This is a genomic window from Bradyrhizobium sp. R2.2-H (assembly GCF_004346455.1).
Taxonomy (GTDB): Bacteria; Pseudomonadota; Alphaproteobacteria; order Rhizobiales; family Xanthobacteraceae; genus Bradyrhizobium; species Bradyrhizobium diversitatis.
The window spans coordinates 129,996-153,771 of record NZ_SMBR01000017.1 but is presented as its reverse complement, the minus strand read 5'-3'; the positions used below and the strand labels follow the sequence as shown (position 1 = coordinate 153,771).

General features: G+C 58.8%; 17 protein-coding genes, 1 pseudogene and 1 other annotated feature. Of the genes and pseudogenes, 8 read left to right on the top strand and 10 right to left on the bottom strand.

Annotation, left to right across the window (positions count from 1 at the left end):
- Positions 1–45: 45 nt before the first annotated feature.
- Positions 46–1,383 (top strand): MFS transporter, encoded by a 1,338-nt coding sequence (locus EDE08_RS33100; protein WP_131873350.1) that lies wholly within the window; start codon positions 46–48, stop codon positions 1,381–1,383.
- A 360-nt stretch (positions 1,384–1,743) separates the two neighbouring features.
- Here EDE08_RS33100 and EDE08_RS33095 read toward each other — a convergent pair whose 3' ends face one another.
- Complete coding sequence (locus EDE08_RS33095) at positions 1,744–2,199, bottom strand: DUF3788 domain-containing protein (RefSeq protein ID WP_131873352.1); 456 nt, start codon at positions 2,197–2,199, stop codon at positions 1,744–1,746.
- Between the two features lie 653 nt (positions 2,200–2,852).
- Between EDE08_RS33095 and EDE08_RS33090 the strand changes: the two genes are divergently transcribed.
- The 3 genes from EDE08_RS33090 (at position 2,853) to EDE08_RS33080 (ending at position 5,125) form a co-directional block, all read left to right on the top strand.
- Entirely contained in the window at positions 2,853–3,458 is a 606-nt protein-coding gene (locus tag EDE08_RS33090) for a sulfite oxidase-like oxidoreductase (RefSeq protein WP_131873354.1), read from the top strand.
- The gene (locus tag EDE08_RS33085) at positions 3,451–4,197 is read left to right on the top strand and encodes a ferredoxin reductase (protein ID WP_207913160.1); all 747 of its coding nucleotides are present in this window, start codon (positions 3,451–3,453) and stop codon (positions 4,195–4,197) included. The genes EDE08_RS33090 and EDE08_RS33085 overlap by 8 nt, the downstream gene beginning before the upstream one ends.
- 241 nt (positions 4,198–4,438) lie before the next feature.
- Positions 4,439–5,125 carry an antibiotic biosynthesis monooxygenase family protein gene (locus tag EDE08_RS33080; protein WP_131873356.1) on the top strand — a complete coding sequence of 229 codons (687 nt, stop codon included), beginning with the start codon at positions 4,439–4,441 and terminating at the stop codon, positions 5,123–5,125.
- Between the two features lie 426 nt (positions 5,126–5,551).
- Here the strand turns inward: EDE08_RS33080 and EDE08_RS33075 are convergent, their stop codons facing one another.
- Together EDE08_RS33075 and EDE08_RS33070 are read right to left on the bottom strand one after the other, a co-directional pair.
- Positions 5,552–6,016 (bottom strand): DUF1348 family protein, encoded by a 465-nt coding sequence (locus tag EDE08_RS33075; RefSeq protein ID WP_131873358.1) that lies wholly within the window; start codon positions 6,014–6,016, stop codon positions 5,552–5,554.
- A gap of 141 nt (positions 6,017–6,157) precedes the next feature.
- Entirely contained in the window at positions 6,158–9,022 is a 2,865-nt protein-coding gene (locus EDE08_RS33070) for an ATP-binding protein (protein WP_131873360.1), read from the bottom strand.
- Between the two features lie 1,169 nt (positions 9,023–10,191).
- On the opposite strand from EDE08_RS33070, the gene EDE08_RS33065 reads away from it, so the two are divergent.
- Together EDE08_RS33065 and EDE08_RS33060 are read left to right on the top strand one after the other, a co-directional pair.
- Positions 10,192–11,127, top strand: a complete 936-nt coding sequence (locus EDE08_RS33065) for a LysR family transcriptional regulator (protein ID WP_131873362.1) — start codon at positions 10,192–10,194, stop codon at positions 11,125–11,127.
- Between the two features lie 402 nt (positions 11,128–11,529).
- On the top strand, positions 11,530–12,537 hold the full coding sequence (locus EDE08_RS33060) for an adenylate/guanylate cyclase domain-containing protein (protein ID WP_131873364.1): 1,008 nt from the start codon (positions 11,530–11,532) through the stop codon (positions 12,535–12,537).
- Positions 12,538–12,915: 378 nt separating this feature from the next.
- Here the strand turns inward: EDE08_RS33060 and EDE08_RS33055 are convergent, their stop codons facing one another.
- A complete protein-coding gene (locus EDE08_RS33055) occupies positions 12,916–13,119 on the bottom strand; it encodes a hypothetical protein (RefSeq protein ID WP_131873366.1) in 204 nt (67 codons plus the stop codon).
- Between EDE08_RS33055 and trpC the strand changes: the two genes are divergently transcribed.
- The gene (gene trpC / locus EDE08_RS33050) at positions 13,109–13,936 is read left to right on the top strand and encodes an indole-3-glycerol phosphate synthase TrpC (protein ID WP_131873554.1); all 828 of its coding nucleotides are present in this window, start codon (positions 13,109–13,111) and stop codon (positions 13,934–13,936) included. The two genes, EDE08_RS33055 and trpC, sit on opposite strands and share 11 nt — an antisense overlap.
- A gap of 593 nt (positions 13,937–14,529) precedes the next feature.
- Here trpC and EDE08_RS39555 read toward each other — a convergent pair.
- The 3 genes from EDE08_RS39555 to EDE08_RS33035 all read right to left on the bottom strand — a co-directional run bounded on the left by EDE08_RS39555 (position 14,530) and on the right by EDE08_RS33035 (position 17,821).
- Complete coding sequence (locus tag EDE08_RS39555; RefSeq protein ID WP_349627708.1) at positions 14,530–14,769, bottom strand: LLM class flavin-dependent oxidoreductase; 240 nt, start codon at positions 14,767–14,769, stop codon at positions 14,530–14,532.
- A gap of 419 nt (positions 14,770–15,188) precedes the next feature.
- Positions 15,189–16,727, bottom strand: a complete 1,539-nt coding sequence (locus tag EDE08_RS33040; protein WP_165936309.1) for an amidohydrolase family protein — start codon at positions 16,725–16,727, stop codon at positions 15,189–15,191.
- A 914-nt stretch (positions 16,728–17,641) separates the two neighbouring features.
- Positions 17,642–17,821: a hypothetical protein gene (locus EDE08_RS33035; protein ID WP_131873370.1), complete on the bottom strand. Its 180-nt coding sequence runs from the start codon at positions 17,819–17,821 to the stop codon at positions 17,642–17,644.
- On the opposite strand from EDE08_RS33035, the gene EDE08_RS33030 reads away from it, so the two are divergent.
- Positions 17,814–18,092: a hypothetical protein gene (locus EDE08_RS33030; RefSeq protein ID WP_131873372.1), complete on the top strand. Its 279-nt coding sequence runs from the start codon at positions 17,814–17,816 to the stop codon at positions 18,090–18,092. The two genes, EDE08_RS33035 and EDE08_RS33030, sit on opposite strands and share 8 nt — an antisense overlap.
- Before the next feature lie 1,259 nt (positions 18,093–19,351).
- On the opposite strand, the pseudogene EDE08_RS39280 reads toward EDE08_RS33030, so the two are convergent.
- From EDE08_RS39280 to EDE08_RS33015, 3 genes and pseudogenes are all read right to left on the bottom strand, one after another.
- A pseudogene (locus tag EDE08_RS39280) lies at positions 19,352–19,612 on the bottom strand (methyltransferase family protein); the annotation flags it as partial.
- 342 nt (positions 19,613–19,954) lie between these two features.
- Positions 19,955–20,067, top strand: a sequence feature (AL1L pseudoknot).
- A gap of 925 nt (positions 20,068–20,992) precedes the next feature.
- On the bottom strand, positions 20,993–21,370 hold the full coding sequence (locus EDE08_RS33020; protein WP_131873374.1) for a c-type cytochrome: 378 nt from the start codon (positions 21,368–21,370) through the stop codon (positions 20,993–20,995).
- Positions 21,371–22,574: 1,204 nt separating this feature from the next.
- On the bottom strand, positions 22,575–23,099 hold the full coding sequence (locus tag EDE08_RS33015; RefSeq protein WP_283811647.1) for a cytochrome b: 525 nt from the start codon (positions 23,097–23,099) through the stop codon (positions 22,575–22,577).
- Positions 23,100–23,776: the final 677 nt, after the last annotated feature.

The following is a 23,776-nucleotide window of genomic DNA, read 5'->3' as shown; positions in this document are numbered from 1 at the left end:
ATAACAAATCGAGCCAAAATAATCTGGCCAGCAAAAGGTGAGGAAATGAGTACCGAGGTTGCGTTTGACGTCCCATCCTTCATTAATTCCCGCCCTACCGGCATCACGCAGTATGGCATCGTTCTGCTGTGCGGTCTCGTCATGTTCCTCGACGGCTTCGATACGCAGGCCATCAGCTATATGGCCCCTTCAATCGCAAAGGAGTGGGGGCTCACCAAGCAGCTTCTCGGACCGATCTTTTCGTCGGCCCTGACTGGATTGATGGTGGGCTATCTGCTCGTCTCGCCGTTTTCTGACCGCTTCGGCCATCGCAAGCTCGTGATCATCTCCACGTTTGCTTTCGCCCTGCTGACGTTCGTGACAGGTCACGCTACCAACGTCACCGAATTGATTGCCTTGCGCTTCTTAACCGGCATTGCGCTCGGCTCGGTGGTTCCCAGCGCCATCGCATTGACGACCGAGTTCAGTCCCGCGCGGCTGCGCGCGACATTCGTCCTGGCGATTTATGCCGGTTTTTCGCTGGGCTTCGTCGCAGCGGGCGCCGTCGCAGCTTGGGCGATCCCTGAATATGGCTGGCGATCGATGCTATGGATCGGCGGCGCCGCGCCCATGGTCGTCGCGATGCTGGCGCTGATGTTTCTGCCGGAGTCGATGGACTTTCTGATTCGCACAAAGGCGCAACCAGAGGCGGTCTGGCGTGTGGTGCGTCGCGTTGACGGCGCGTTGCCCGAGCAAGGGCCGACGCAGTTCATCACCGAGGCCGCTGAGCGGCGCAGTGCTGTCGGAAGTCTGTTCTCGTCCGGGCGCACCGCCGGAACGCTGGTGATCTGGATCGTGTTCATGCTCAATCTGGCCGAATTCTACGCGCTACAAAGCTGGCTCCCATCGATGCTGACGAATGCCGGCCATTCTCTCAACACGGTCACGCTTGCCACGAGCATGACGACCGTCGGCGGTATCATCGCCGCATTCGCGGTCGGACCGGCGATGGACCGCATCGGACCCTACGGCTCCCTGGCGACGGTTTATCTATCCGGCGTCCTGTTTGTTATCTTGTTCGGCTATACGATCGACAAACCGAACTGGATAATGGTGGCGACCGCTTTCTGTGCCGGCTTCTGCATCAGTGGCGGACAAAAGAGCGTGATCGCATTGGCGGCGATTTTCTATCCGACCGCGATCAGATCCACCGGTGTGGGCTGGGCTCTCGGAATCGGCAGACTTGGCGGCATTGGCGGCCCGCTGCTGATTGGGGCTTTGCTCGCTTATCACCTCAGCGCGCAGCAAATTCTCTATGTTGCTGGGATCCCGATGCTGCTGGCCGGATTGCTCATTCTCCTGCTCGGCCATTGGTATAGGCGGGATAATAAAGGCGAAAGTTGAACCATTGACGTCTGCTATTTGCCTCAGAGCCGACGGCGCCGGACACTGCAGCCTTGCCACTCCGGGACATTCCGTCGTTTACGGAATCAGCACATGAGCGATCGGTAACTCATGTCCAGATCGCCCTCTCGATTGCCATTCGTAGAGGGCCACGGCATCTACTGGCAACGGATGCGAGCCGCATCAGCACGTCGGCGGCGAACCGTTCAATCGCGTCCTCGGCCCTGGGCCAAGGTGGGACCGGTCGGTCTGCCGCCCCCTCGAGGCCCAAGGTAAAGAATGTCGTCGACGATATCGGTGGTCTAACGACCGCCAAACGAGGGAGGCCTTTGTTCGTTGTCTATTCTGGTCAGTTGAGATTCAACTGCGGGACGGTGGAGGGCGCTTCATAGTCAAAAGCTGCGTCACATCACGTCGATCAGCTGCGGATGAGATGGGAGCTGTCAGCCATTTCCCGTCAGGGTATGTCTTGGCCTCATCGTAGAGTTTGACCAGATGCGAACGCCAGCCGTAACGCCGCTCCTCAAACTTCTCTCGCTCCGCTCTTCCTAAGACCACCAGGACCGAAAACTGCCTGTATTCAGGCAGGAGGGTGCAGAATGCCTTGGATTTCTTATACCGCAGCGACCATCCACGCTTCTTGCCGCCATAGAGCCAATCCGGAGCGAAAACACCGGGGTAGTAGACTTCTATCCAATTCCGCAGCTCGGCCCAATGTACAAACCTCTTCGGCCCGATCCAGTCGCGGACAGTGTTCTCATCCGGCGGACTTGATTTTTCGGTGATCCTGTCGCCGACTTGGGAGGACTGTTCCATTCCGCTTTTCCTACATCAATCGGGGGAATCGGAGAGTTACGCCTCGGTCTCGCCAAGGAGTGGCCGCAAAATAACATGGCGTTTTGAACTGACGTTGCGTGCGATTTCCGTCCTGAGCCCGGTATTGAGGCCCACGCGAATCGCCCGTCAAATAAGAAATCCTGGCTTCGAAATCGTGGACACGTAGTACGGACTTTCGGATCCTCTTGGAGGTCTGCTGCGCACTAGCATTTGAGCCGGATGTTCCGGCGCCGGCGGATTAAGGCCGACGGTCTCTCAAAGCGGTAGCGTATCGGGCTGAGGCTCGCAATCTTACGGAAGGACGTCCGCTATAGCGGCCCCGCCGGTAAGTATATGCAACTCCACCGCTCCAGAGGTCCAAAAAGCATGACCGAGCATTCGAAACACTCGTCTTGACAGCCTTCGCGCTGCTCCCGGGCTTCCGTGCCGGGAGCGCACCGAGGTCGAACGATCGCCTCTCAGCATTCTGATGGCCATTATAACGTGCAGCTATCGACTTCATGGCGTGGAGTCATTTCCCATTCGTCGCGCGGAACTCCATACTATGCCAGAACCTTGCTCATTCGGCACACAGCAGCTCAGCGTGTTGTGCGGAACGTAGGCCGTTTCATCGCCGACGGAGAGAATTCGCTATGGTCACTCGCGGTTTCACAGGTCGTCAATCCGGATCAGAACCATCGGACCGGATCCCGCCGGGACAGCACCTCGTCGACAATTTCCCGGTGCTTACGGCCGGCCCCACGCCGCGAATCGAGCACGCGGACTGGACTTTCACGCTGAAGGTCGGACCTCGTCCGGTCAAAGCGTGGAGCTGGTCAGAGTTTAACGCGCTCCCACGAGCCAAAATGACGCGAGACATCCATTGCGTGACCTCGTGGTCGAAGCTTAACACCGCCTGGGAGGGCGTGGCCGTCGATGACATCCTCGCCGACGCTGGCCTTACCGCACCCACTCCGTTTGCCCTCGCACATTGTTACGATGGATACTCCACCAACGTGGCGCTCGCCGACCTCGCAACGGGAAAGGCGATGGTCGCGCTCAAGTATGAAGGGCAACCGCTGCCGCGCGATCACGGGGGGCCGGCACGCCTACTCGTGCCGCATCTCTACTTCTGGAAGTCGGCGAAGTGGGTGAATGGGCTTCAGTTTACGGAGCGCGACGAGGCCGGCTTCTGGGAGCTGCGCGGATACCACATGCGCGGCGATCCGTGGAATGAGCAGCGATACACGAATGACTGAAGCGATTGCCGCGGCCGTGCGATGGCAGAGCTGTGTGATTGTCGAGATCGCGACGAGAACGCCTGCTATCAAGAGCTTCTTTCTTCGCCTCTCCGAAACGTTCGACTCTACAGCCGGACAGCACGTTGACGTGCGGCTGACTGCGCCCAACGGCTACACTGCCATGCGCAGCTACTCGATCGCCTCGGCCCCGAGCGATTCCAATGTGATCGAGCTGGCGATCGAGCGCCTCTGGGACGGTGAGGTCTCGCCGTTCTTTCACGACGTCGCCCAGGTAGGCGACACGATTGAGCTTCGGGGGCCGCTTGGCGGACACTTTCTCTGGCCCGGGCCTTCCAACAAACCAGTGCTCTTGATCGGTGCCGGGTCCGGCGTCGTGCCGCTCATGGCGATGATCCGGTATCGGAAGGCCCGCGGTGAGCCGGTGCCTGTCGCGCTGTTGCTATCCTCCAGGACCTGGGATTACGTGCTGTTCAGGGACGAGCTCCTGGAGCTCGAGAGGTCGCTTCCCGATTTCGTATTCGCCATGACCCTGACACGCGAGCCGGCAACGCGTCGCACCGACTTCAGCCGGCGGGTCGATAGTGGGATGGTCGCTGACGTCGCGAGGCGGCTAACTGTGTCACCCGCCTGCGCCTTCGTGTGCGGTTCGAACGCCTTCGTCGACATCGCCGCGGACGCCGCGCTCGCCTTAGGACTGGAAGCCGAGGCGATCAAGACGGAACGCTATGGCGCTTGAGAGATGATCCCTCTCGCTTTGATCTTCGCAAACGCCAGATTGTTGCTGTGGCCACCACGATTACTATCTCGCTGAATTCAAGGATTACGCAAGGGTGAACGAAGCGGGAGCGACGCGGATGCTGTCCAAGAAGATCGATGTCGTGGGTTGGGAGGACTCCTGCCGTGAAGGCGGGCGCATAGCGGCGGCATCGGGATCGAGTTTCGATTTCGTTGCCGAACTCTAGAAGCGGGATGCCACCATGTTTTCAGTGATTTTCGAAGTCCTCCCCAACAAGGAGAACTGGGATGACTACCTCGACACCGCCAAGATGCTGCGCCCCGAGGTGGAGCAGGTCGAGGGCTTCGTCGACAATATCCGCTACAAAAGCCTAATCCGCGACGGCTGGATCCTTTCGCTTTCGAATTGGCGGGACGAGAAGTCGCTCGTCCGCTGGCGCACCCGCATGCGTCATCACGAGGCTCAGCAGAAGGGCCGCGACGAAATCTTCTCAGACTATCACCTCCGCGTCGGCCAGATCACTGCCGACGATCAGATTCCCGAGGGGTATGCCCTCACTGAACAGCGGCTCGAGGAGACCGAAGTCGGGGAGGGAACGACGGTCACGCTGATCAACGGCACGCGCCCCGCGGAGTGGAAGCAGACCACCAACCCGTACGACTGCGCCGAGTGGCTCGGCCTGAATCCGTGGGCGGCCGACAGCACGTCCTGGGACATCTTTGACGCGGAGCTAACGCCCGGCGACCTGATTCTGCTCATATCCTGGAAGGATGCCGCTGCGGCGCAGGCCTTCGAGGACACATCCGCACCGAATGACAAAGTGAGGATCCGAAGAGTGCGGATCGTACGCGACTACGGCAAATACGACCGTCGCGAGGCGCCTCAGTACTACCCGGATGCAAAGGGCGGCGAGACAATGCGCGCCTGACAATGCCCCTGGGAAGGCCGCGAGCTCGACTCTGCGTCCGCCCAGTCAGCCATTCATGGGTCCAGTCGAGTTTCCCGAGACGCGCCGCGCCGCCAGGCGGCAGCGCTCGGCATCATGGCGCCCGTGGTGGTGGCCTGCGTGCATCGCAAGCAGTGCGGCCAGCCAACGGCGACTACCAGCTCACGCAGGCCAAGCTCGGCGACAACGACGCTGAAGGCGACCGTGGATTCCTCGATGTATATACCCGCCATTGCAATCAGTGGTCGCGCACGCTTTCTGCCTATTGGTACGCCCGCGACGAACTGCGTGCCCATCGAGGGGGGCATGCGGATCAATCTCGCTGCGATCCGAACAAGAGTTGACCATGCCGTCGTGGTAGGTTTTGCGCCCGGCGAACTGATCGGTCCCCGCTCACGTAGCCGAGCACTAGAGGTCAAAATCGCTGAGTTCGGGGTGGTCCTCCGGCCTACGTCCGAGAGGCCATAGAAAGATGCGGTCGACCTGATCAATCGGATGCTTGTCGATACTCTCTATGCATCGCCGAATTAGTCCGTTCTGATCGAACTCCCAGCACCCATTTCCGTACGTTCTGAACCATTGGCCATTGTTGTCGCGGTATTCGGACGCGAACCTGCCAGCAATCCGATCGCCGGTGAACGCCCAGAGTTCGGTCACGACGCGGTAGTCGAGTTCCCGTGCCCATTTGCGCCCCAGGAACTCCTCGATCGCGGCCCGTCCTGACAGAAACTCGGTGCGGATTCGCCAGTTGCTGTCGATTGAATATCCGAGCGCTACCCGAGCCGGATCGCGGCTATTCCAACTATCCTCCACGGACCGGACTTTTGCTGCTGCGGCCTCCCGGTTAAACGGGGACGAGGGGCGGGGTAACATAACGTCGCTCCGAGGGGTGAGTGGGATTACGCCGCACACTGGCGGTATAGCCGGCCGCTTGCGAGTTTTTTGATGTGAGAAAGTGTGAAGACCCCGGCCGATATCCCCTGAACGCGCGCGAAACCGACAAGTTTAACCGGATCAGGGATGTGAGGCCCGAGTAGCGAACTCATCGAGCTGGTTTTTTGCCATGATGAGATCAGCCGTCCCAAACCCTTCCGTAAATCGTTCATAGACCTCAGAAAGAATGGCCCGCGCTTCGTCGACGCGTCCTTGGTTTGCCCACAACCGGCTCAATGCCAGAGCCGATCGAAGTTCCCACCCGAGGGCAGTTTGCTGCCGAGCGCATTCCAGCGAATCCTTGAGCGAAGCCTCGGCCGCCAGCGAATTCGTCGTCGATGTCGCCATGAGTACCGCCGCCCGGGCCCGTAGTATGTCGGGCAGTTCAAATGTTCCGATGCCGCGCATGGCGTCAACGACAGTCGCATCGATGATGCTCGTTGCTTCGACCACCTGTCCGGTTCTAGCCAGGGCTTCCGCCAACGCGCGAGAAAATGCGGATGAGAGTATGTATTGTCGCTCGCTTCGCAGGGTCGAGAGCGCACCGCGCAAGGCGTCGATGCCGCGCTGCGTTTCGCCCCTCGTGAACATAAGCTCGCCTCGCAAACCGAGGCCGCCAGCGTGATAAGGCGTGAGTGAGTACGTTGCCGAATAAGCGATAAGCCGCTCTATGAGCTCTTCTGCCACTTGCTGGTCGCCCCGCCATAGGAATACCTGGGTGGTATAAAGAAGGGAAATGCAGAGCGTGACCGGATGTCCCTGCCTTCCAGCGAACTCGATTGCCTTATGTCCGAATTGAGCGGCCTGATCAGGGAGACCCCGATCCCACAATGTTCGGGAGTAGCCGATTAAAGCTCTTACATAGTGATTGTATCCGAAGGAGTGCACCTCGCTTAGTCCAGAATCCACGGCGCGCGCAAAACCGCTCTCGTAGCTCTGCTGTGCGGCGCTTTGCTTTCCTACGAGGTGATAACTCGCGCCAAGCATCCACTCCGCCATCACGGTCTCTCGTGGCCCGCCAAACTTCCTTGCTAACGACGCATAGCGTTCCGCCGCGGCCAACGAGCCGCGAAAATCGGCGAGCCGAGCCCGGTACAGATTCAGACCGGCCAGAAATTCCAATTGAGAGTCGGTATCTCCTAAGGATTCCGCAAGACAGAGTCCGCGTTGGAGGGCCGTCTCCACCTCATTGCTATTGCCGTGAACATAAGTCGAGGATATCGCAAACGAAAGTTGCAGCGCGAGCTCAAGCCTTGTTCCGCGATCTTCGTCGTTCAGCGCTTCGATCGTTTGCAGAGACCAACGCCGGCACTCGATGAGCATCGACATGCCGAGAAACAACGGCACAGCACCGGCGCCCAACGCAACTCCGACGGTGCGGTCGCCTGATGTTGAGAAGCTCCATTCGAGGGCCGCCTTGATATTGCCGATCTGCCGCGAGTAGGCGGTGAGGTCGCGGTTCATCGATATGTTGGCTCGAATGCCTTCGAGACGCTCAGCGAAATAGAGAGCGTGCCGTCTCGCCACCGCATTCTCCGTTCCCCATCTTTTCAATTTAATCGCGGCGTAGGCTCGCGTCATGTCAAGAAGCCGGTATGACCATGCGCCCTCCGTCCGCGAGACGGAGATCAGTGATTTCTCGACCAGGCCGGTAATGAAATGCTCGATATGAAACTCGCCGCGATCGAGCTCGAACGCGATAGCTTGCGCCATTTCTATCGAGAATGCGCCGACGAAGATGGACAACGTACATAGGACGGTTTGCTCTTGCTCGGAAAGGAGATCATAGCTCCAGTCGAGCATGGCCAGCAGCGTTTGGTGTCGCGTCGCGCCACGCCGCCCCGGCCAAAGCAGCATCAGGCGCTCGCCAATCAGCTGTGCTAGGCCTTTAATGCCGTAAGCGCTGGTCCTGCTCGCCGTCAGTTCTATAGCTAAAGGCATACCGTCCAGCTGACGGCAAATGCTGGCTATGACGGGCGCTTCCTCGTCGCTGAGTTTGTGCCGATATCCCCCGGCGGCGGCGCGGTCCATGAAAAGCTGCGCAGCGGGCGAGGCGAGAGCCCCGGCCGCCGTCAGAGTAGTCTCGTCGGATGGACTGTCGAGGGGCGGCAGGGGATAGATGTTCTCACCCTCGACCCGTAGGGCTTCGCGGGTGGTTGCGAGGATGTGTACAAACCGCGTGCCGCGAAAAAGACTTTCGGCGAACGTAGCGACCGGTTCAACCACGTGCTCGCAGCTATCGAGAACTAGCAGGGCCTTCTTGTCGGCAAGAAATGCCAAGAGACGTGGCAGCGAATCCTGCGTCTGATCGAGACACCCCGCGGCTGACGCTACCGAGGAAACAATAAGTGCACCATCCCGGAGCGCACTGAGATCGATGAGGTAGACCGCGTTTCGGAAATCGGTTGCCATCGCATGCGCGACGGCGACCGCGACAGTGGTCTTGCCGACACCGCCAGGTCCAACAATGCTGACGAACCTCCTCGACGTAAGCTCCGAGCGCAGGATTCCGACGGTTTCGTCACGGCCAATCATCCGTTGCAAGCGCGGCGGGAGCGTCAGGAGTTTGACACGCTCAATCGAGGCTCCAGCGGAAGGCTGCGGCGGTACAGCACTCTTGATCGGCGCAACAAAGCAATAGCCTCGGCCCGCGATGTTGGTGATATAGCGGGCGCCGCCCCGACCATCACCGAGCACCTTGCGGAGCCCCGCGATATGGACCCGAAGACCGGATCCCTCGACGACAACATCCGGCCAAGCCCGCTTGACCAGTTCCTTATGACTCACCACTTCGCCAGCGCGCTCGACCAGAGCGATCAGGATGTCGAGAGCACGGCCGCCCACCGCCAGCGGCTCGCCATTTTTCATCAACAACCTCTCAGCGGCGATCAGGCGAAACGGACCGAACTCGAGCACTTCGGCGTCATCGTCTGCTCCCGACTGCAACGCAGGTACCTCACTTTTCAGATGATTTGCCTCCAGCCCAGATCACCTAGCACATTGCGGCGCTATCAGCGTACGACGATCAGAAGCGCGCAGAGGCCACCACCCCGGCGGAGGAGTTGCCGCCCAAAAAGGTAAGAGACGCCGACCTCCGCGGTGCTCGAACTCCGATGTATTCCTAAGAAAAGCAGATGTAAACCGCGTGATGGAATACGCCGACGAGGTCCGCCACGACGAATCCGTGTGCCGTGTGCAAGCTACATTCAGGCCGCGCCAACTGCCTTTACATCACATCACAACAGTTCAATAGGGCGTGGACGATAGCATCTCCACGGTGGATCTGCCGGGGTTCTATGAGCCGCCGAATATAACCAGTAGATCCGCGCTCTTGTGCTTCGCCGCGCGAAGATACCTAGAAATGTCCCTTGACGATGACAGTTGGTGTCAAGTCGGCCCCACTCGGCCACAGGCGACGCATCACCTCCCGAAAAATTGCGCGAACCACAATCGCACATTGACACCGATTCACGAGATTTAACGAGACACTGTTCAGCTGACACTATAGCCATCGTCGTCGAGCCGATGCGCGCCGGCGTCGTCGCGCGAGATTTGAAACGGACGCTGTTCGACGTGCAGGGCGGATGATTCACTCGTTCCAGATCGATGGTGCTCCGAGGCTGCATGAAGAGCAGGAGCCTTTCGTGGTCGGCGCCGAAATTGCGGAAGCCGGCAATAAGCCCGGATTCACTTGCGATGGCGGGACACGCGGGTCAACAAGCGCCGTGTCAACCGGTCCCGGAGGACACTCGGACCGTAGCTGCGACCCACAACGAAAGATCCCAACGGTACTTGAAGCAAGCAGGTCGACGAACGGACGCGCGGATGGCGTCGCAGCTGCGAGTGCCGGAAAGACGGCGAGCGGCTCGACCTCGCCGATGTCCCAGTTAACGAGAACGCGCGCGCGCAGACCGTTCGAGATCGCTCCCTCGCCCACTGGCCGTACTATCCAGGATGCCAGAAAGTGTGTCCGTGCGTCCAAATTATGGGCGGACTGTTCCAGCGTGCACGTTAGATGCATCTGCGGCCGATGCTATCGACGCGCGCCGTCACGTTGTGGAATGCGAACGCTCGTCAGTATTGACAGCCGCACCTTGAGGGAGAACTAACAATCCATGGAGCTTCATCAAGTTCGCTACTTCCTCGCGGTCGCGTCCAGCCTCAACTTCACCCGCGCAGCCGAGCATTGCAATGTCACGCAGCCAGCCCTGACCAAAGGAGTGCAGAAGCTCGAGCAGGAGCTCGGCGGCCAATTGATCTACCGTGAACGCCAGCTGACGCAGCTCACTGACCTGGGAAAAGAAGTCCTTCCGATGTTGGAGCGCACTCTGGCCTCTGCAGAGGCGGTGCGTCGCCGAGCCCAGGAGTTCCGGCGCAAGGAGGTCGCGCCACTGAGGATCGGCCTTGCTCCATCCATCTCGGCGTCGCTCGTTCTCGATCCGATCGCGGAGATCGCAAAATGCGTTCCGGGACTTCACGTCGAGTTGCGCGAGGGAACGGCGGAGGAGCTCGTCGACCTCTTGCTTGAAGGCGAGATCAGCGCCGCAATGGTCGGGGATGTGCAGGACGTGCCAGCCCGCATCGACGACTGGTCGCTGTTCGAGGAGCGCTACGTCGCGCTTCTCGCGCCGACGCACAAGCTCGCTAATCGTCCTTCGATCGGCATCGACGACCTCCGCGAGACCGTCTTGCTTAAACGCGCCGGATGCGACGTCGCCCCGAAGATCCAGCAATCTTATTTCCCCGAGAAACCGCCCCAACTCGGCCATTGCAGCGGTCACGACTTGCACCTGCAACACATGGCCGCCGCCGGATTTGGTGTGATGCTCGCACCCGAGCACATGCCGCGTCTTCCGACGCTCAAGACCATTCCGCTCGACGGCGACCTGGTTTCGCGGGAGGTGCGGCTGCTGGCTGTGCAGGGGCGCCGCTACTCGCCGGCGCTGGACGCTTTCGTTAAGGTCGCGCGCCTTCGCGACTGGTCGGTCGAAACCTCCCACTGGGGTATGTACGACCTAACGCTCCCGCAGGTGGCGCCCGCGCCCGCATGAATACGTCGAGGCGCGCCGTAACCTTTGGCGCCCCTCGCTCAGGTCATCAACGACGAAGCGGGTGATAACGATCGTCTATTGACTCGATGGCGAGAGGTGATTTCCCTTGCCAGCCTTGCAAGGCCACAACCAAAGCCTAGTCCGATCAATCTCCGGATCAGGCGCCGCATCATCGACAGGTGCTGGTTCTGACGATGCAAATGGCTCAAGCGAAAATACACGCCGGTCGCCCGCCTACGCTAGCCGGAAAGCCTCGTTGGAGCAGAGTACACCAGCGGTAGGCGGGGTGTTTGATCGCGACCTACGTCGACGTCGCGTTACGCCACGCTCAATCTGGTCCCGGCGCCTTCGGTGAGGCGATGCATCTACAGACTACCGGCACCGCGGGGCAATGAGCGCACAATGCACATAGAAAGGTTCAGATACCTGGCTCCTGCGGCCGCACTCGCGATCGGCATCTTTCTAGTCGATACCTTGTCGTCCCTGCAGTTCGCGGTTGCCTCGCTGTATACTGTCGTTGTGTTGATAGTTGCCCAGGAACTCCATCGCGGAGGTACCGTCGTGGTCGGCATTGTCTGCGCACTGCTTACCATCATCAGCTATATTCTTACGCACGGCCTCGTCGCAAATGGGACCGCGGCATTGCGATCCGGTGTCAGCCTAATCGCCCTGTTGGTCACGACAATGCTCGTGCTCCATAGAATCTCCGCTAACCAACGCGTCAAGAAAGTAGAGCGCGAACGTACGAACTTGGCGCGCTTCTTTTCGCCAAGCATCGCTGAGCAGCTCATCAAGGCTCAGACCCCGTTTTCGTTTACGCGTTGTCAGCGTGCGGCAGTACTGTTTGTTGACATTGTCGGGTTCACTGACTTCTCATCCAGCAGGCCGCCGGATGTCGTCGTCCAAACGCTGCGACACCACTTGCGTATGTTCAGTGACGTGGTGTTCTCCCATCAGGGTTCGATCGACAAATTCCTAGGTGATGGGTTGATGGCCGTTTTCGGCCTGCCATTGGCGAGCCTGCGCGACGCCACCAATGCTGCGGAGTGCGCGATCGAGCTTCTCAAATCTGTCGATTCTTGGAACGGCCGCATTGACGCAAAAGATCAGTCGCTTCGTATCGCCGTCGGTATCCATTACGGCGAAGTCATACATGGGGACGTTGGCAATGAGAAAAAGCTGGAACTCACCCTGATCGGCGACACAGTGAATGTCGCTAGTCGGGTTGAAGCCCATTGCCGGATACTGGAGACTTCTGTGCTCGTAACCGGCGAATTCATGGATGCTTTGTCTGCGGAAGATAGCGTGGAACTCGCCGCCGCGTTTCGCGACGAAGGCTCACACATCCTGCGTGGCCGAAGAGATCCGGTCCGTCTTTTCAGCATTCGGAGGATGTCGTGCGATCTGTGAGTCGAGCTAACCGCGCTTGGCGGTTGCCTCGCCGGCGTAGTTCATTGAATCACGGTGAGAATCGGCAAAACCAAGCCGGCCTGTCCAGCCTCAGAGCCTTAAAGGTCGTGCGGGGACCGGTGGACTTCCATTATCGTACAGGGAGCGCAATGCTGTGATTTCGGCGCCATAGTCCGACACGATCATCGCGTCCTCGCCACATCTGCGACGATCGTCGTCAGTTCGCCGGCGCCGCAAGGCCCGGAGGTCGGCGTACCAGGAATAGCGCTAGGCAATCCTTGGTCGCGTCATCGACGATGCTAATGATGCGAAAGCCCCGCTTGCGATACTGCAAATGAACGAGCTCATGCGAACGCGAGATGGAGCTTGTCACCCCGGTCATTGCAGCGGGTTCTCATGCCGGCGCGCGCATTGCTGATACGGCGCGAGCGCGATCGACAAGCGCGCATGCGCACCAGAACGAATTCTTGATAAAGAGGAAGTGAGTAAGCGTCGATGACGTTTGACTTGTACCGTTACGTTGAAGCGATGCAGATTATTGAGCGACGAGTAGTCCACTAAAAGGTCGATGATGTCAGACATCTTGAAGAAGATCGAAGCCTATAAGCGCGAGGAGATCGCCGCCTCCAAGCGTGCTTGTCCACTCGTGGACATTGAGGCACGCGCCAAGGCGGCGGCGCCATCGCGCGGGTTCGTCCGCGCGATCAAGGAAAAGCATAGCGGCGGCGGCTATGCGCTGATTGCTGAGATCAAGAAGGCTTCGCCATCGAAGGGCCTGATCCGCGCCGATTTCGATCCGCCCGCCTTGGCAAAAGCCTATGAGGCCGGGGGTGCGGCGTGCCTCTCGGTGCTGACCGACACGCCGTCGTTCCAGGGGCATCTCGACTTCATGGTCGCGGCGCGCGCGGTGACCGATCTGCCGGTGCTGCGCAAGGACTTCATGTTCGACACCTATCAGGTTGTCGAAGCCCGAGCTCACGGCGCCGACTGCATCTTGATTATCATGGCCGCGCTCGATGATGCCGCCGCCAAAGATATCGAGGACGCCGCGATCGCGCTTCAGATGGATGTGTTGATCGAGATCCACGACCAGGTCGAACTCGAACGCGCGCTGAAGCTCCGCTCGCCGATGATCGGCGTCAACAACCGTAATCTCCGTACGTTCGAGACCACCCTGAAGACGAGCGAGGCGCTAGCGCCGCTTATCCCGGAGGAGCGGCTGATGGTCGGGGAAAGCGGTATCTTTACATCGGACGATCTGGCCAGGCTAGAGCGCGTGGGCATGTCTAGTTTTCTTGTCGGCGAGAGCCTGATGCGTCAGCCCGATGTGGCAGCGGCAACCCGTGCGCTTTTGGTACGGAGCAAACCAGCGACAGCGGCGGGAATACTGTCTAGCTAAACCGCGCCGCCCTTCCAGTGAGCGAACTGCCTGCAGTAGCGCCGGGCCGGGCGGGCCGTCACCTTCAATGAAGCTCGTCTCGTCCGAAATCTGACGCTCGTCGCGCCAAATCTGGAATGATGATCGAACGCATGGCCGAGATCGTTTGGAGTGATGCCGCGAGCGGTAAGTCTCCGAAAGCGAGTTGGCACATGACGTATGTAACACCAGCCTCAGCGACTTGGCTCCTGAGCGCCTGTCGCACCGTGGATGGTGATTCGACCACGCAGAAACCGTCGTCCAAAGCTTGCTCGAACGAGTTAGGCAGTTTCGGCGGAAGGGGTAGATTTCGAGTGCGTGACAGGAAGGTGAATGTCTCGAACCAGCGTGCATGCATCGGCGGGAGCGGCCAGAGTATGTGCCTCAACGTTGGACTCGGCAATCACCACAATGCGAACCATGCCAAGCAGCGGCATATCCTGCGTTGGTCGCGCGATGCAGTGCGCGCGGTACGCGTCGGCGATTGCGCGAATCGCGCCACTCTTTCCGACGCAAGCGATGTTAATCGAAGTTTCGGCGGTCCTTCGGGCCGTTTCCGATTTCGTCGTCTCATACTACAGCGGCGGATAGGGCTTCCGGATGGGTGAGAGTGTGATCGGCGCGTCAGAGATGCTGAAATGGCGGCCGTAGTAAGCGAGCGCATCGGTTTCCTTGGCTTTGATAACAATTTCGGCTGCCTCGTTGTAGCGATCCTGAGCGTCTGCGGCTGAAACGCCAAAAAACGAAAGTTCAAGTGGGACGCCGCCGCGGCCAATACCAAGATCGAGCCGGCCTCCACTCAGCTGATCCAGCATGCAGATCTCTTCGAAAGCGGCAGGGGGTGATACAGATTCAGCAACATCACCAACGGTCCGAGTCTTAACTTCCTTGCGCGTTGAGCCATAGCGGACAGAACAAGTTGGGTGAAGCCGCCAGGCCATGTGGCGTGCCATGATGTTCCGCGACATGATAAGCGCGGAAGCCAGCCTGATCGCACGCCGAGGCAATTTCTAATCGGTCCCTGTACTGCTGGCGAAGGCTCCCGCCCGCATGATCCAAATGGCCAAAAACGCCAAAACAGAAGGCGGGCAGAGTTGCAGAACTCATGGCGGGCTGTTTAACCTCTGGTTCGAAGGATATGATCGATTAGGTTATCGGGAGGTGTTGTTCCACCGCCCGTGTCGTCGGCCCAACTTTGAACTTCTCTTCGATCCCAATCCTTGATTTCGATGTGTTACGGTGCGAGTTCACCTGGGGAGCCGTGACCGCCGGGTATCCTAGGCCGCGACGGCCAATTGCCGTCCGAATTGAATTGTTCAAGTGCCCGCTCGTAGCGCCATTCGAGTTCAGCTTTCTTGTTGCTCTGCAAGAACGCCGTGCAAGCGGAAGACGGTCGATCTTTCGGGCTCTCTCGACAGGGGGACGCCAGCCGCCACTTGGTCGTGTCTTCCCATAGGCTCCGGCCGGGCAGGAAAGAGTACTCCAAGCTGTTCCGTTCGAGGGACATGACATCGCTGTAAGTCAATCCGTACGATGTGACCGCGGTGACCAGCTCATTGGTCATATCGGTTCTGGAAACCCCTTCGTCGTCGGTCGCGATTACCAGAGGGACATTAAACCGCCGATAGAATGGAAACGGATGCTGCCGACCCGCTACGCCCAGAATGAGCCGGTTGCTGGTGAGGGCGATTTCCACTGCGATGTGCCGATCCGCAAGAGTCCGCAATAGTTCGTACGGTCGATCCTCATACATGACATCAACACCATGACCGATCCGCCGGGCACCGCCAGTCACGACCGCTTCTCGAATATGAGAGCGCAAGTGTTCGGGCGGGACGAGCCCAAGCGTCAGCTCGCCGGCATGCAAAGCAACTCTTACGTCTGGCATTTTGGATTCGAGGTAGTTCAGTATTCGCATGTGCAGGGAATAGTCTGCGAGCGCTACGGGAAAGTCCTCGGGAGCAACGAAATTGACACCGACGACCCGCGAGTCCTTCTTTGCCAGCATGAATCCGAATACGGTCTGAGCGAAAACTTCGGCCGGCGTTGCGGTTCGATTTGTCGTCATTAAATATCGTAGCTCGACCCTGCATCCAGGTTCGGGATTGTTTTGACCGCACTTGAGAATGCGTGTTCGCTCCCGGTCTAGCAGATCGAGGTCGCTAACTGCACTATCGACGATTCGCGCGATGCCGAGGTTCGAAAGCTTGTCCTGCATCGCGCCGAAGTCGTCGCTCCACGTGACCTTGGAAGCGATTTGCTTAATCGCCTGCGTCTCGAGCGAAGTCATCAGCTCCATGTACATAAGCCGCTCAGTTGCGGCGCGATTCGCGATCTCGGCGACCAACACCCCTGGTTCGACCGCATTGCCGAACAAACTGAATGTCTTGAAGAACTGATCGTGGCCAGTGAACCCCGCATCGGCGACGAAGCCCCGCATGGACCACGCATCCACGATCTTTCGATTCAAATCCGGATCATGCAAGGCATTCGAAATGGGTTGTATGTCGCGCTGCGCGTCACATGGAGGTGGCATGGCGGCGAGTTTATTCACGTCAATGCATGCGCCTCTAGCGGCGGCTGATATTATCAGGTTTTCGGCGTAGGCACCGCCGGTTAGGTGGTAATGCAGGTCTGCTCCCTTTGGCATTGCTTGAAGAAACGCGCGAAGTTCCGGCGGTGACACGACAGCCTCATGGAAGCGCATTTCGGCAGCCGAGCGTGCTTCTCTCGAATAGCCAGGCGCTTGGCCTACCACAAAGAGCAGGGCCATCGGTAGGCCAACCACCCGAATATATCCTCGCATTCATTCTTCCTTGGATTTGAGGTGCGCTCTTTGGAGGGTGACCTTGGAGCATCGGCTAGGGAAATCATCTCTCGCCATAGAGTCGATAGACGACCGTTATCGACGCTCACCGCGCCGCCTGATGCGGTGGCCGGGATTGCCAGCAGCCGCATGGCCCTTCACTGGCTTAGTCGGTGATGGATACCGTCGCGGCTTGCACAATCGGTACAGCGCACTGCGGCGTACTGAGCCCGAAGCTCAAGATGAAGTCTCTCAAGTTCTACGCAGACCTGTCGCATGGCTTGAGAGATGATCAAGTGCAAGATGATATAGAGCGCGTAGACTGGGCTCCCGGCAGTGGCGCGAACGTCACTGCGGCTGATCAGCTGATGGTCCCGTCCGGTCCGAAATCAACGGTGGCAACGGGGAAGCTGTCGCATCAAAAACGCGTTGAGGACGCGCGCTGGCGAGTGATGGCGCATCCGCAATGCAGAGAAATCTCGACGGCTCTCCCGCCGTGCGTATCAACTCAGTTGGTACGCCATCTCTTCGGCGTTTGCCGGCAAGCACTGCGCACACTGATGTTCGATACACAAGTGAACCGGTGCCACGGACAACGGTTGGCAGTTTCGTAAACAGAGGATCGGCGCGACGAACGCACAGAGGTTCCGGCTATCGTGATTACGTGTTTGAACATGCGCGGCGAGACGGCAACCGCCGGTCCAACCGGAGCCAGCCGTCCAGATCGGAAGATCCCATCCATTCATTATTCAAGGGGTTGCGTGCGTGCCGCATCAATTCCATAGCCAATGGTCATTAGACTAAGGGAGTTCGTCCATCCTACTGCGCCCACTACAAAGTAGGGAAGCAAGATGAAGACATATAATAGCGCTCGTGCTGTGTTACAGCATCATTGCCATCATGGTCAGAATGAACGTCAGGTGAGCCCCGCGGAGGGGCAAAATGAATAACTTGTCCGCACTGAATGGATTCGCGAGCGCCCCCGAAATCTGGAACTTCACGTTTGCGGGGCGGCAGCTCTCGGCACGAGCACCGTGTTTTTGAATGCCGTCGATGTCCACTAGCTCCTTCCGATCTCTGGATGAAAAGATCCTCAAAGTACTCGACGATTCTTGGCGAACCGTCGGCGAGATTCATCGTCTGCTGGACGCCGGAGAAGCGCTCGAAGTAGCCAGGGCGCTGAACCGGCTGTGGGAAGTCCATCGCATCGAAAAAGATATTGTCACTACAATTGTCCGCTCGGGGCGTCGTGGTGGCGGAGGTGAGCTGCGTTTCGTGAAATTCCGGCGAAAGCAGCACACTGAGAATGCGTCAACTCCTGCCGTGCCATAGAATCGATCGGGTAGCCGAGCGTTCGGGCGGGTAGTCCCCCGAGGGCCGGCGGCAGCACGCCGCCACGCGAGTCACCAGGGAGGCCACGCGGGACAGGAATGCTCTGGGCGAGGTTTAGCGAGAATGGCACGACGTCCGGGACCACGGCAACGAGATAGTCGGTTAGATCGGCGCGATTGAACGTTCTGGCGAGGTGAAAGGAAGGGTAACTCCGGCAGGCCCGACTGCTCGATCGAGTTCTCGCGAAATCGAGGGGAGGGGTAGGTAGGTCGTCCGCCTTGTAATCGAGGGGCCAGCCCGTGTTGCCACTGGACATAGATGACGTGTACGAGGACAGTATCTCCAGTTGCGCAATTTAAAAGGACCAGATCGTCATCGTTCTATTCTAAGGTGGAGGCCTCCGCTACGGCGCTTCAGACACCGACGTTCTGCGCAGGGTCAGGGAAACTTCGGCCAGCTCAACGCCTCGAGCACTGGATCGCCAGATCTATTTCCAGTGGAAGGCTGCTTCTGAACGAAGAGGCTTATTTCGATAGCGACGACGTCTTCGGATCGATGCGCACGGCTACGTGCCGTAGCATCGACCGGCTCAAGGACGTGATCAAGTCCAGATTTCGTCGTCCATCTGGAGAACCTTGCATTGGCCATCTGGAAGTGACCGAGGCCGCAGTGACCGGCATACATAGCACAGGTGGGACAAGCGTCCGCTTCTGACCGTGCCGCTCAGGTATGGCCGATTCCTGCGCGATGAGAGTCCTGAGATTCGTAGCCGGTCGTGAAATTGTGGATGCTCGACGATGTCGAGTTCGTCGACGGCATTTCGCCGCCGTGAGCAGGGAGCCTGAAAGCCGCACTGCGCCAGCAGTTCAATAAGTGTAGCCTCCCGACCGCGACAATGTGTGAGAGCGCGGCGAAAGAGCTAGGGATTGTGATTCAATCAGAGAACGATAGGCTCTAGAGCAGTTCTACCGGATGGCGCGCTGGAACGACATCGAAAAAGCCGTAGAGATGCAGGTGAGCTTGTGAGGCTTGAGCCTGCCTCCACCTCGAGAGGGGCGAAGTGCCCACCATACACCATGGTCTCACCGGTAGGCGCGGGCAATGGTGGCGTGAGCCGCGCCCGCGCTTAATCCACTCATCGCGCTTAGAAACCCCTGCAACTGTCCGGGATCGGCATACAATGCCGCAAAGATGTCCTCTCCTCCCCCTTTTGTCTCATTCTTCGGCTCACCGCTGCGCACCGCTTCCGTGAGCGATCCCTAAATCCCATAGAGCCGGTCGTTTGCCATCTCCAAGATACCTCCGACATAGGATGGCCAGGCTCTATCGAGAAACAAGTCCGTGTCCACAGCACTGCGGTAAATGCCGTTCTCGCGCTGCAGCAGCTTGAGTGCCACCAGGCCATCGAGGAAGTCAGGAGCTGAGCGCTTATGCAGCCCAAGCTTTCTTTGAAGCGTCGGCAGGTCGGCGGGTGCGTTGGCCAAGGCGCTGAACACGCCCAGCTCAACCGCACTCAAGAGCGTTTTGGATGCTCAGAAGCCAAAACCAACTTGCACAATGTGTTCTGGTGTTACGGCACTCACAATTTGATTCCTTAGTTTGGCTGTCATTGGTGCGCGAGCCGATAGCGGGACTTGGATAGGGCGTCACCTCACGATTGAGACAAACGAAATCACAGACTAAACCGCCCCGGGTTGCCGGACGCTCCAACTCCTGGGTGCGGAGCTCATGACGAGTAAGAACAAGTGACCGGCCGAAGTCTGGATCGCTGGCGTTTCGATCGACTGGTCGAGAAGCTGGAGGTGTGCTGGAGCGGCGGAATCGCGAGCTTCGGCAGGCGAGTCAGATCCTGCGGAAAGCAGCGCTATCTTTTGCCTTGGCGGAACTCGACCGCCATCCAATGATTACCTTCATCGGCGATCATCGTGAGACGTATGGGGTCGAGTCGATCTGCAAGGTCTTGCCTATCGTCCCCTCGACCTACCACTCTGACGTGGTCAAGCGGCGCGATCCTGCCGAGCTCTTCGCGCGAGCCGGGCAGGATGCAGCCTTGAAGATCAAGAGTCGGTGCGTGTTCGAGATGAGAACGTCCGAGCTTGGGCGTGCATCGCGCCTGAGCACATCTCAGCGCGAAGACACTATGTTGCCCGTTGCACGGTGTCGAGATTGATGCGGGACATCGGCTTGCAAGGGGTATCCGCGGCAAAGATCAGAGCCGCCATCGGCGACGAAGTTGCACAGGCTCGGTTTTACGTTTCGTTGTGGGTGGCAGGTCTCGCGCACGGCGCGCACGCCTCGTTCTCGATGCGTTGAAACAGGCACTGCACTATCGCCGGCGGTGCATGGTGGTAGGGTCGTGCGTTCACAGCGACGGAGGCAGCCAATACGCAAATACAACGAGCGTCTCGCTGAAGTCGGTATCGAATCTTCTGTGGACACTCTCACGACGACGCTCCGGCAGGGGCCTCTAAAAAGACCTAGGTGATCCCTCACTGAGGACTAGGGCGCCGTCGAGCTCGCGACGCCGGAATGAGTGGACCATTCAACAACGGCGGATCTAGAGCCATCGGCAACATCGCGACGCTCGATACCGAGCAACACCACTGCGCCAGGCGGGAACAATCGCGGATGGCGGCATGACTTAAACCAAATCACCTCCGGCAAACCGGGCGCGGTTCATCACCGCTCTCCAGCCGAGATCATCATGCACACGGCAAGACGTTATTTCCACTGTTCTCTCAGCAATGCTATGCATATCGGTCGATGGCCTTCAGGACGTACTGATAGCCGCCGCCGAAGGACGTCTTGGCGCAGCCGCTGGAATGAACAACAAGCCTGTCCATCGTTTCCTATAGGTGCTGTCGGATTGGCGTCTCGATGATGCCTCGCGTAAGGAGCCGCTACTTCAAGGTTGCGAGATAGGCGACGAGGTCGGTCCGGTCCGTCGCATCCTTCAGCCCCCCGTAGGGCATACTGTTTCCTGGAACGACCTTCTGCGGTTCTTCCAGATAAGCATCGAGAGTCTTCGCGTCCCAAATGACTCCGGAATTCTTCATGGCGTTACTATAGCGGAAGCCTGGAACCGTACCCGCCGTCCTACCGACAACCTTTCCCAGCCCTGGTCCGACACGATTGACGTGGTCCGTTGCATGGCATGTCGCACAGGCTTTGAAGACGGCCTTTCCGTGTTCAGCGTCCTGAGCATGGCCCGGCTCCGCCACTGCGCAGGCAAGCATGAGTACCGCGACACACCCGCCGGCAGTTTCCGCAACCTTCATTGTTGAACTCCTTTTTGTGATTTGGATCAGAGGTGGCGTGGCGCAACTTAAACAGAGAGTTTGTCAATGAACCGGAGCGCGCCAGCCCCGGGCTACCACCGACTTTTCTTGAATGAGTTTCATCGGGAGAATATTCCCGTCTGCCCCCCGTAAGAACTTCCCGATTGTTATCGTTTTCATTCCAATCTGCAGGCCCGCGTCCATTAGAAGCTTCAGACCAACGGTCCAAGCGTGGGGTTCAGGCAAGCGCTTGGGGTAGAATTCCTTTCTATACGAACGCCCCGGTTGCTCATCCTAAGCGGTGCCAACTCCTAGCAGCCGACCGGAGCAATAGCGGCCGTCCTATCGATTGTGTGCGGCTCTTGTTCTGACCCGCGTTCACAATCGTCCAAAGTAGCCCGGACCTGCGCGTCGTTCTTGTCATGGTTACAGTCGGGGGCGAAGTTCTCTTCGATCTGATATTCATCGGACGCGTTTCGCTTCGGTCTGACAGTCTGCGGACGACGTCACAGCATCCGTAAGGTTCGACCGAAGTGCTGCGGCTCTCACGGACATTCGACTCTGTTGAAGTGCTTGCAGCGACGAGGGCTACGACCGTGATTGTCGTGTCAAGGGTGTTCGCCGTTTCGGCGTTCAATTCCCCGCTAGACCCGAGGGCATCCACGTCGGCACCGCCTTTCGTTCGGAGACCGAGCCTTACGCCGCAGCACACCAATATCCATGCCGTCTCGGAGTAAAAGACGCACAGTAAGGGTCTGCCAAGCGACGCATCCGACATTTTCGACGAGATCTGTGACCACGGATTAGCCGAGCGGCTAGTGGAGATCCGCTATACCGAGTCCGTCGAAGCGATGTCCCGAGCCGCTACCGTCTATGGAAGGTTTAGATGAATGAGTTCGACCGCGGTGCTGAGCGATATGTATTGTGCATCCGGAATAGAGACCTTCCCGAATGCCTTTGGGTGAGTTGATCTCGATGCTCGACTTCGATGCGTCGGAGCAAATGCATGTTTGCGTGTCACAAGCAAAGTCCGGGATTCGCAACTGAACCGAATCCAATATCGGGTTGCAGACGTGATCGATCGCAAATGAGTTCGTTCGTAACCGGTGCGAGGGAAGCTTTAGTGGCCGTCTGGAAGTACGCATTGTTTGCCTAGAGCGTGGATCACGACTTGGAATCCCGATCCTCAACAGGCTGTAATCGATCATCCGCCCGAAACCATCGACTGAAGGACGTCGTCGCGAAGATAGAAATGGTGGAAGAGAGCCGCAGCGGCATGCGCGACGGCGATCCAGAGGATAACATTGCCGAGGGTGACGTGTAATGCCATGGTCATCTGCCCTAGTCGGTGCGCCTCCGCGAGTCTGGGAGCGATGTCGCATCCAGGGAGAGTGATGGGAAGCCCCTCGAGCCAGGTGCCGAGCACCGCCGTTGCTGGAATCGCGACGAGGAGCGAATAAAGCGCGAGGCGGACGAGCTTCGCGGCCGCGGTCATCCATCGCTGCATCGGCTGCTTCGCGGACGGGCTGTCAACCAGCCGCCATAGCAGCATCAGAACAGCGACAACGAAGACGAGCAGCCCGAGCAGTTCGTGAATCCTGCGGAGCCCGTCCGCGGCGGCTGAATAAAGCGAAGACGGATCGCTCTTGCTCAGCACATAGGCCGCAAGAACCAGCATGACGGTCAGCCAATGGAAGGCCCGTGCCCCGGCGTGGTGGCGAGAGGAAATGCTATGTAAACCGATTGTCTAGCTCCGATCTTAAGCCCGTCGCAGCAATTATGAACGCCCACGGCACGGTGCCAGAGATTTGGGCGCCCAGTAGTCTGGCTGTCCTAAGCTGGCGGTGTGCCATTGGGAAATATCCAATTGTTATTATTTCCATTCCCACGCGTGCAGGGTGGCTGTGAAGTGCCGACGGTGCACGTAGAGGTGGCTGCTGCTCTGACGTCTGCCTGCGAGGAGCGGGCCGCCTCTCCGATAACGCACCCAGGCCGGTAACATGTAAGCGGACTGCCATCAGGCGAAACCACTCACATTCCCATCGAGGCGATGCCCGCTACTGTTTCATGAGTGAAGAGTCGCGCCTTCCGCGCGCGGGAGTTGATTGTCAAGTGACCCAACGAGCTTAGAAGCGTCACGAACGCGGCTGGTGGCCTTCCTCGCTAAGTGATCACACGGCTCGCGGCAATAACGGTCGTCTATCAACTCGATGGCGAGAAGTGATTTCCCTGGTCGACTACGCGCAGTCATTCTCATCAAGTGACGGACAATCATCCTTCGAACGGGAAGCGCGGCGGCAGGTCGTGGCGGCTGTGTCGGCGATCAAGGGATACGGGCGAGGCGTATCGACCACTCCGAGAATGGCGCTCAGGGACTTCGCGGGCGCCGTTCCGGCCAGCTCTCAA

Bases quoted from the DNA above. Each gene is read 5' to 3' on its own strand.
- EDE08_RS33100 (WP_131873350.1), top strand. From the start codon at position 46: ATGAGTACCGAGGTTGCGTTTGACGTCCCATCCTTCATTAATTCCCGC.
- EDE08_RS33095 (WP_131873352.1), bottom strand. From the start codon at position 2,199: ATGGAACAGTCCTCCCAAGTCGGCGACAGGATCACCGAAAAATCAAGT.
- EDE08_RS33090 (WP_131873354.1), top strand. From the start codon at position 2,853: ATGGTCACTCGCGGTTTCACAGGTCGTCAATCCGGATCAGAACCATCG.
- EDE08_RS33085 (WP_207913160.1), top strand. From the start codon at position 3,451: ATGACTGAAGCGATTGCCGCGGCCGTGCGATGGCAGAGCTGTGTGATT.
- EDE08_RS33080 (WP_131873356.1), top strand. From the start codon at position 4,439: ATGTTTTCAGTGATTTTCGAAGTCCTCCCCAACAAGGAGAACTGGGAT.
- EDE08_RS33075 (WP_131873358.1), bottom strand. From the start codon at position 6,016: ATGTTACCCCGCCCCTCGTCCCCGTTTAACCGGGAGGCCGCAGCAGCA.
- EDE08_RS33065 (WP_131873362.1), top strand. From the start codon at position 10,192: ATGGAGCTTCATCAAGTTCGCTACTTCCTCGCGGTCGCGTCCAGCCTC.
- EDE08_RS33060 (WP_131873364.1), top strand. From the start codon at position 11,530: ATGCACATAGAAAGGTTCAGATACCTGGCTCCTGCGGCCGCACTCGCG.
- trpC (WP_131873554.1), top strand. From the start codon at position 13,109: ATGTCAGACATCTTGAAGAAGATCGAAGCCTATAAGCGCGAGGAGATC.
- EDE08_RS33055 (WP_131873366.1), bottom strand. From the start codon at position 13,119: ATGTCTGACATCATCGACCTTTTAGTGGACTACTCGTCGCTCAATAAT.
- EDE08_RS39555 (WP_349627708.1), bottom strand. From the start codon at position 14,769: ATGCTGGATCAGCTGAGTGGAGGCCGGCTCGATCTTGGTATTGGCCGC.
- EDE08_RS33040 (WP_165936309.1), bottom strand. From the start codon at position 16,727: ATGGCCCTGCTCTTTGTGGTAGGCCAAGCGCCTGGCTATTCGAGAGAA.
- EDE08_RS33030 (WP_131873372.1), top strand. From the start codon at position 17,814: ATGTCCACTAGCTCCTTCCGATCTCTGGATGAAAAGATCCTCAAAGTA.
- EDE08_RS33020 (WP_131873374.1), bottom strand. From the start codon at position 21,370: ATGAAGGTTGCGGAAACTGCCGGCGGGTGTGTCGCGGTACTCATGCTT.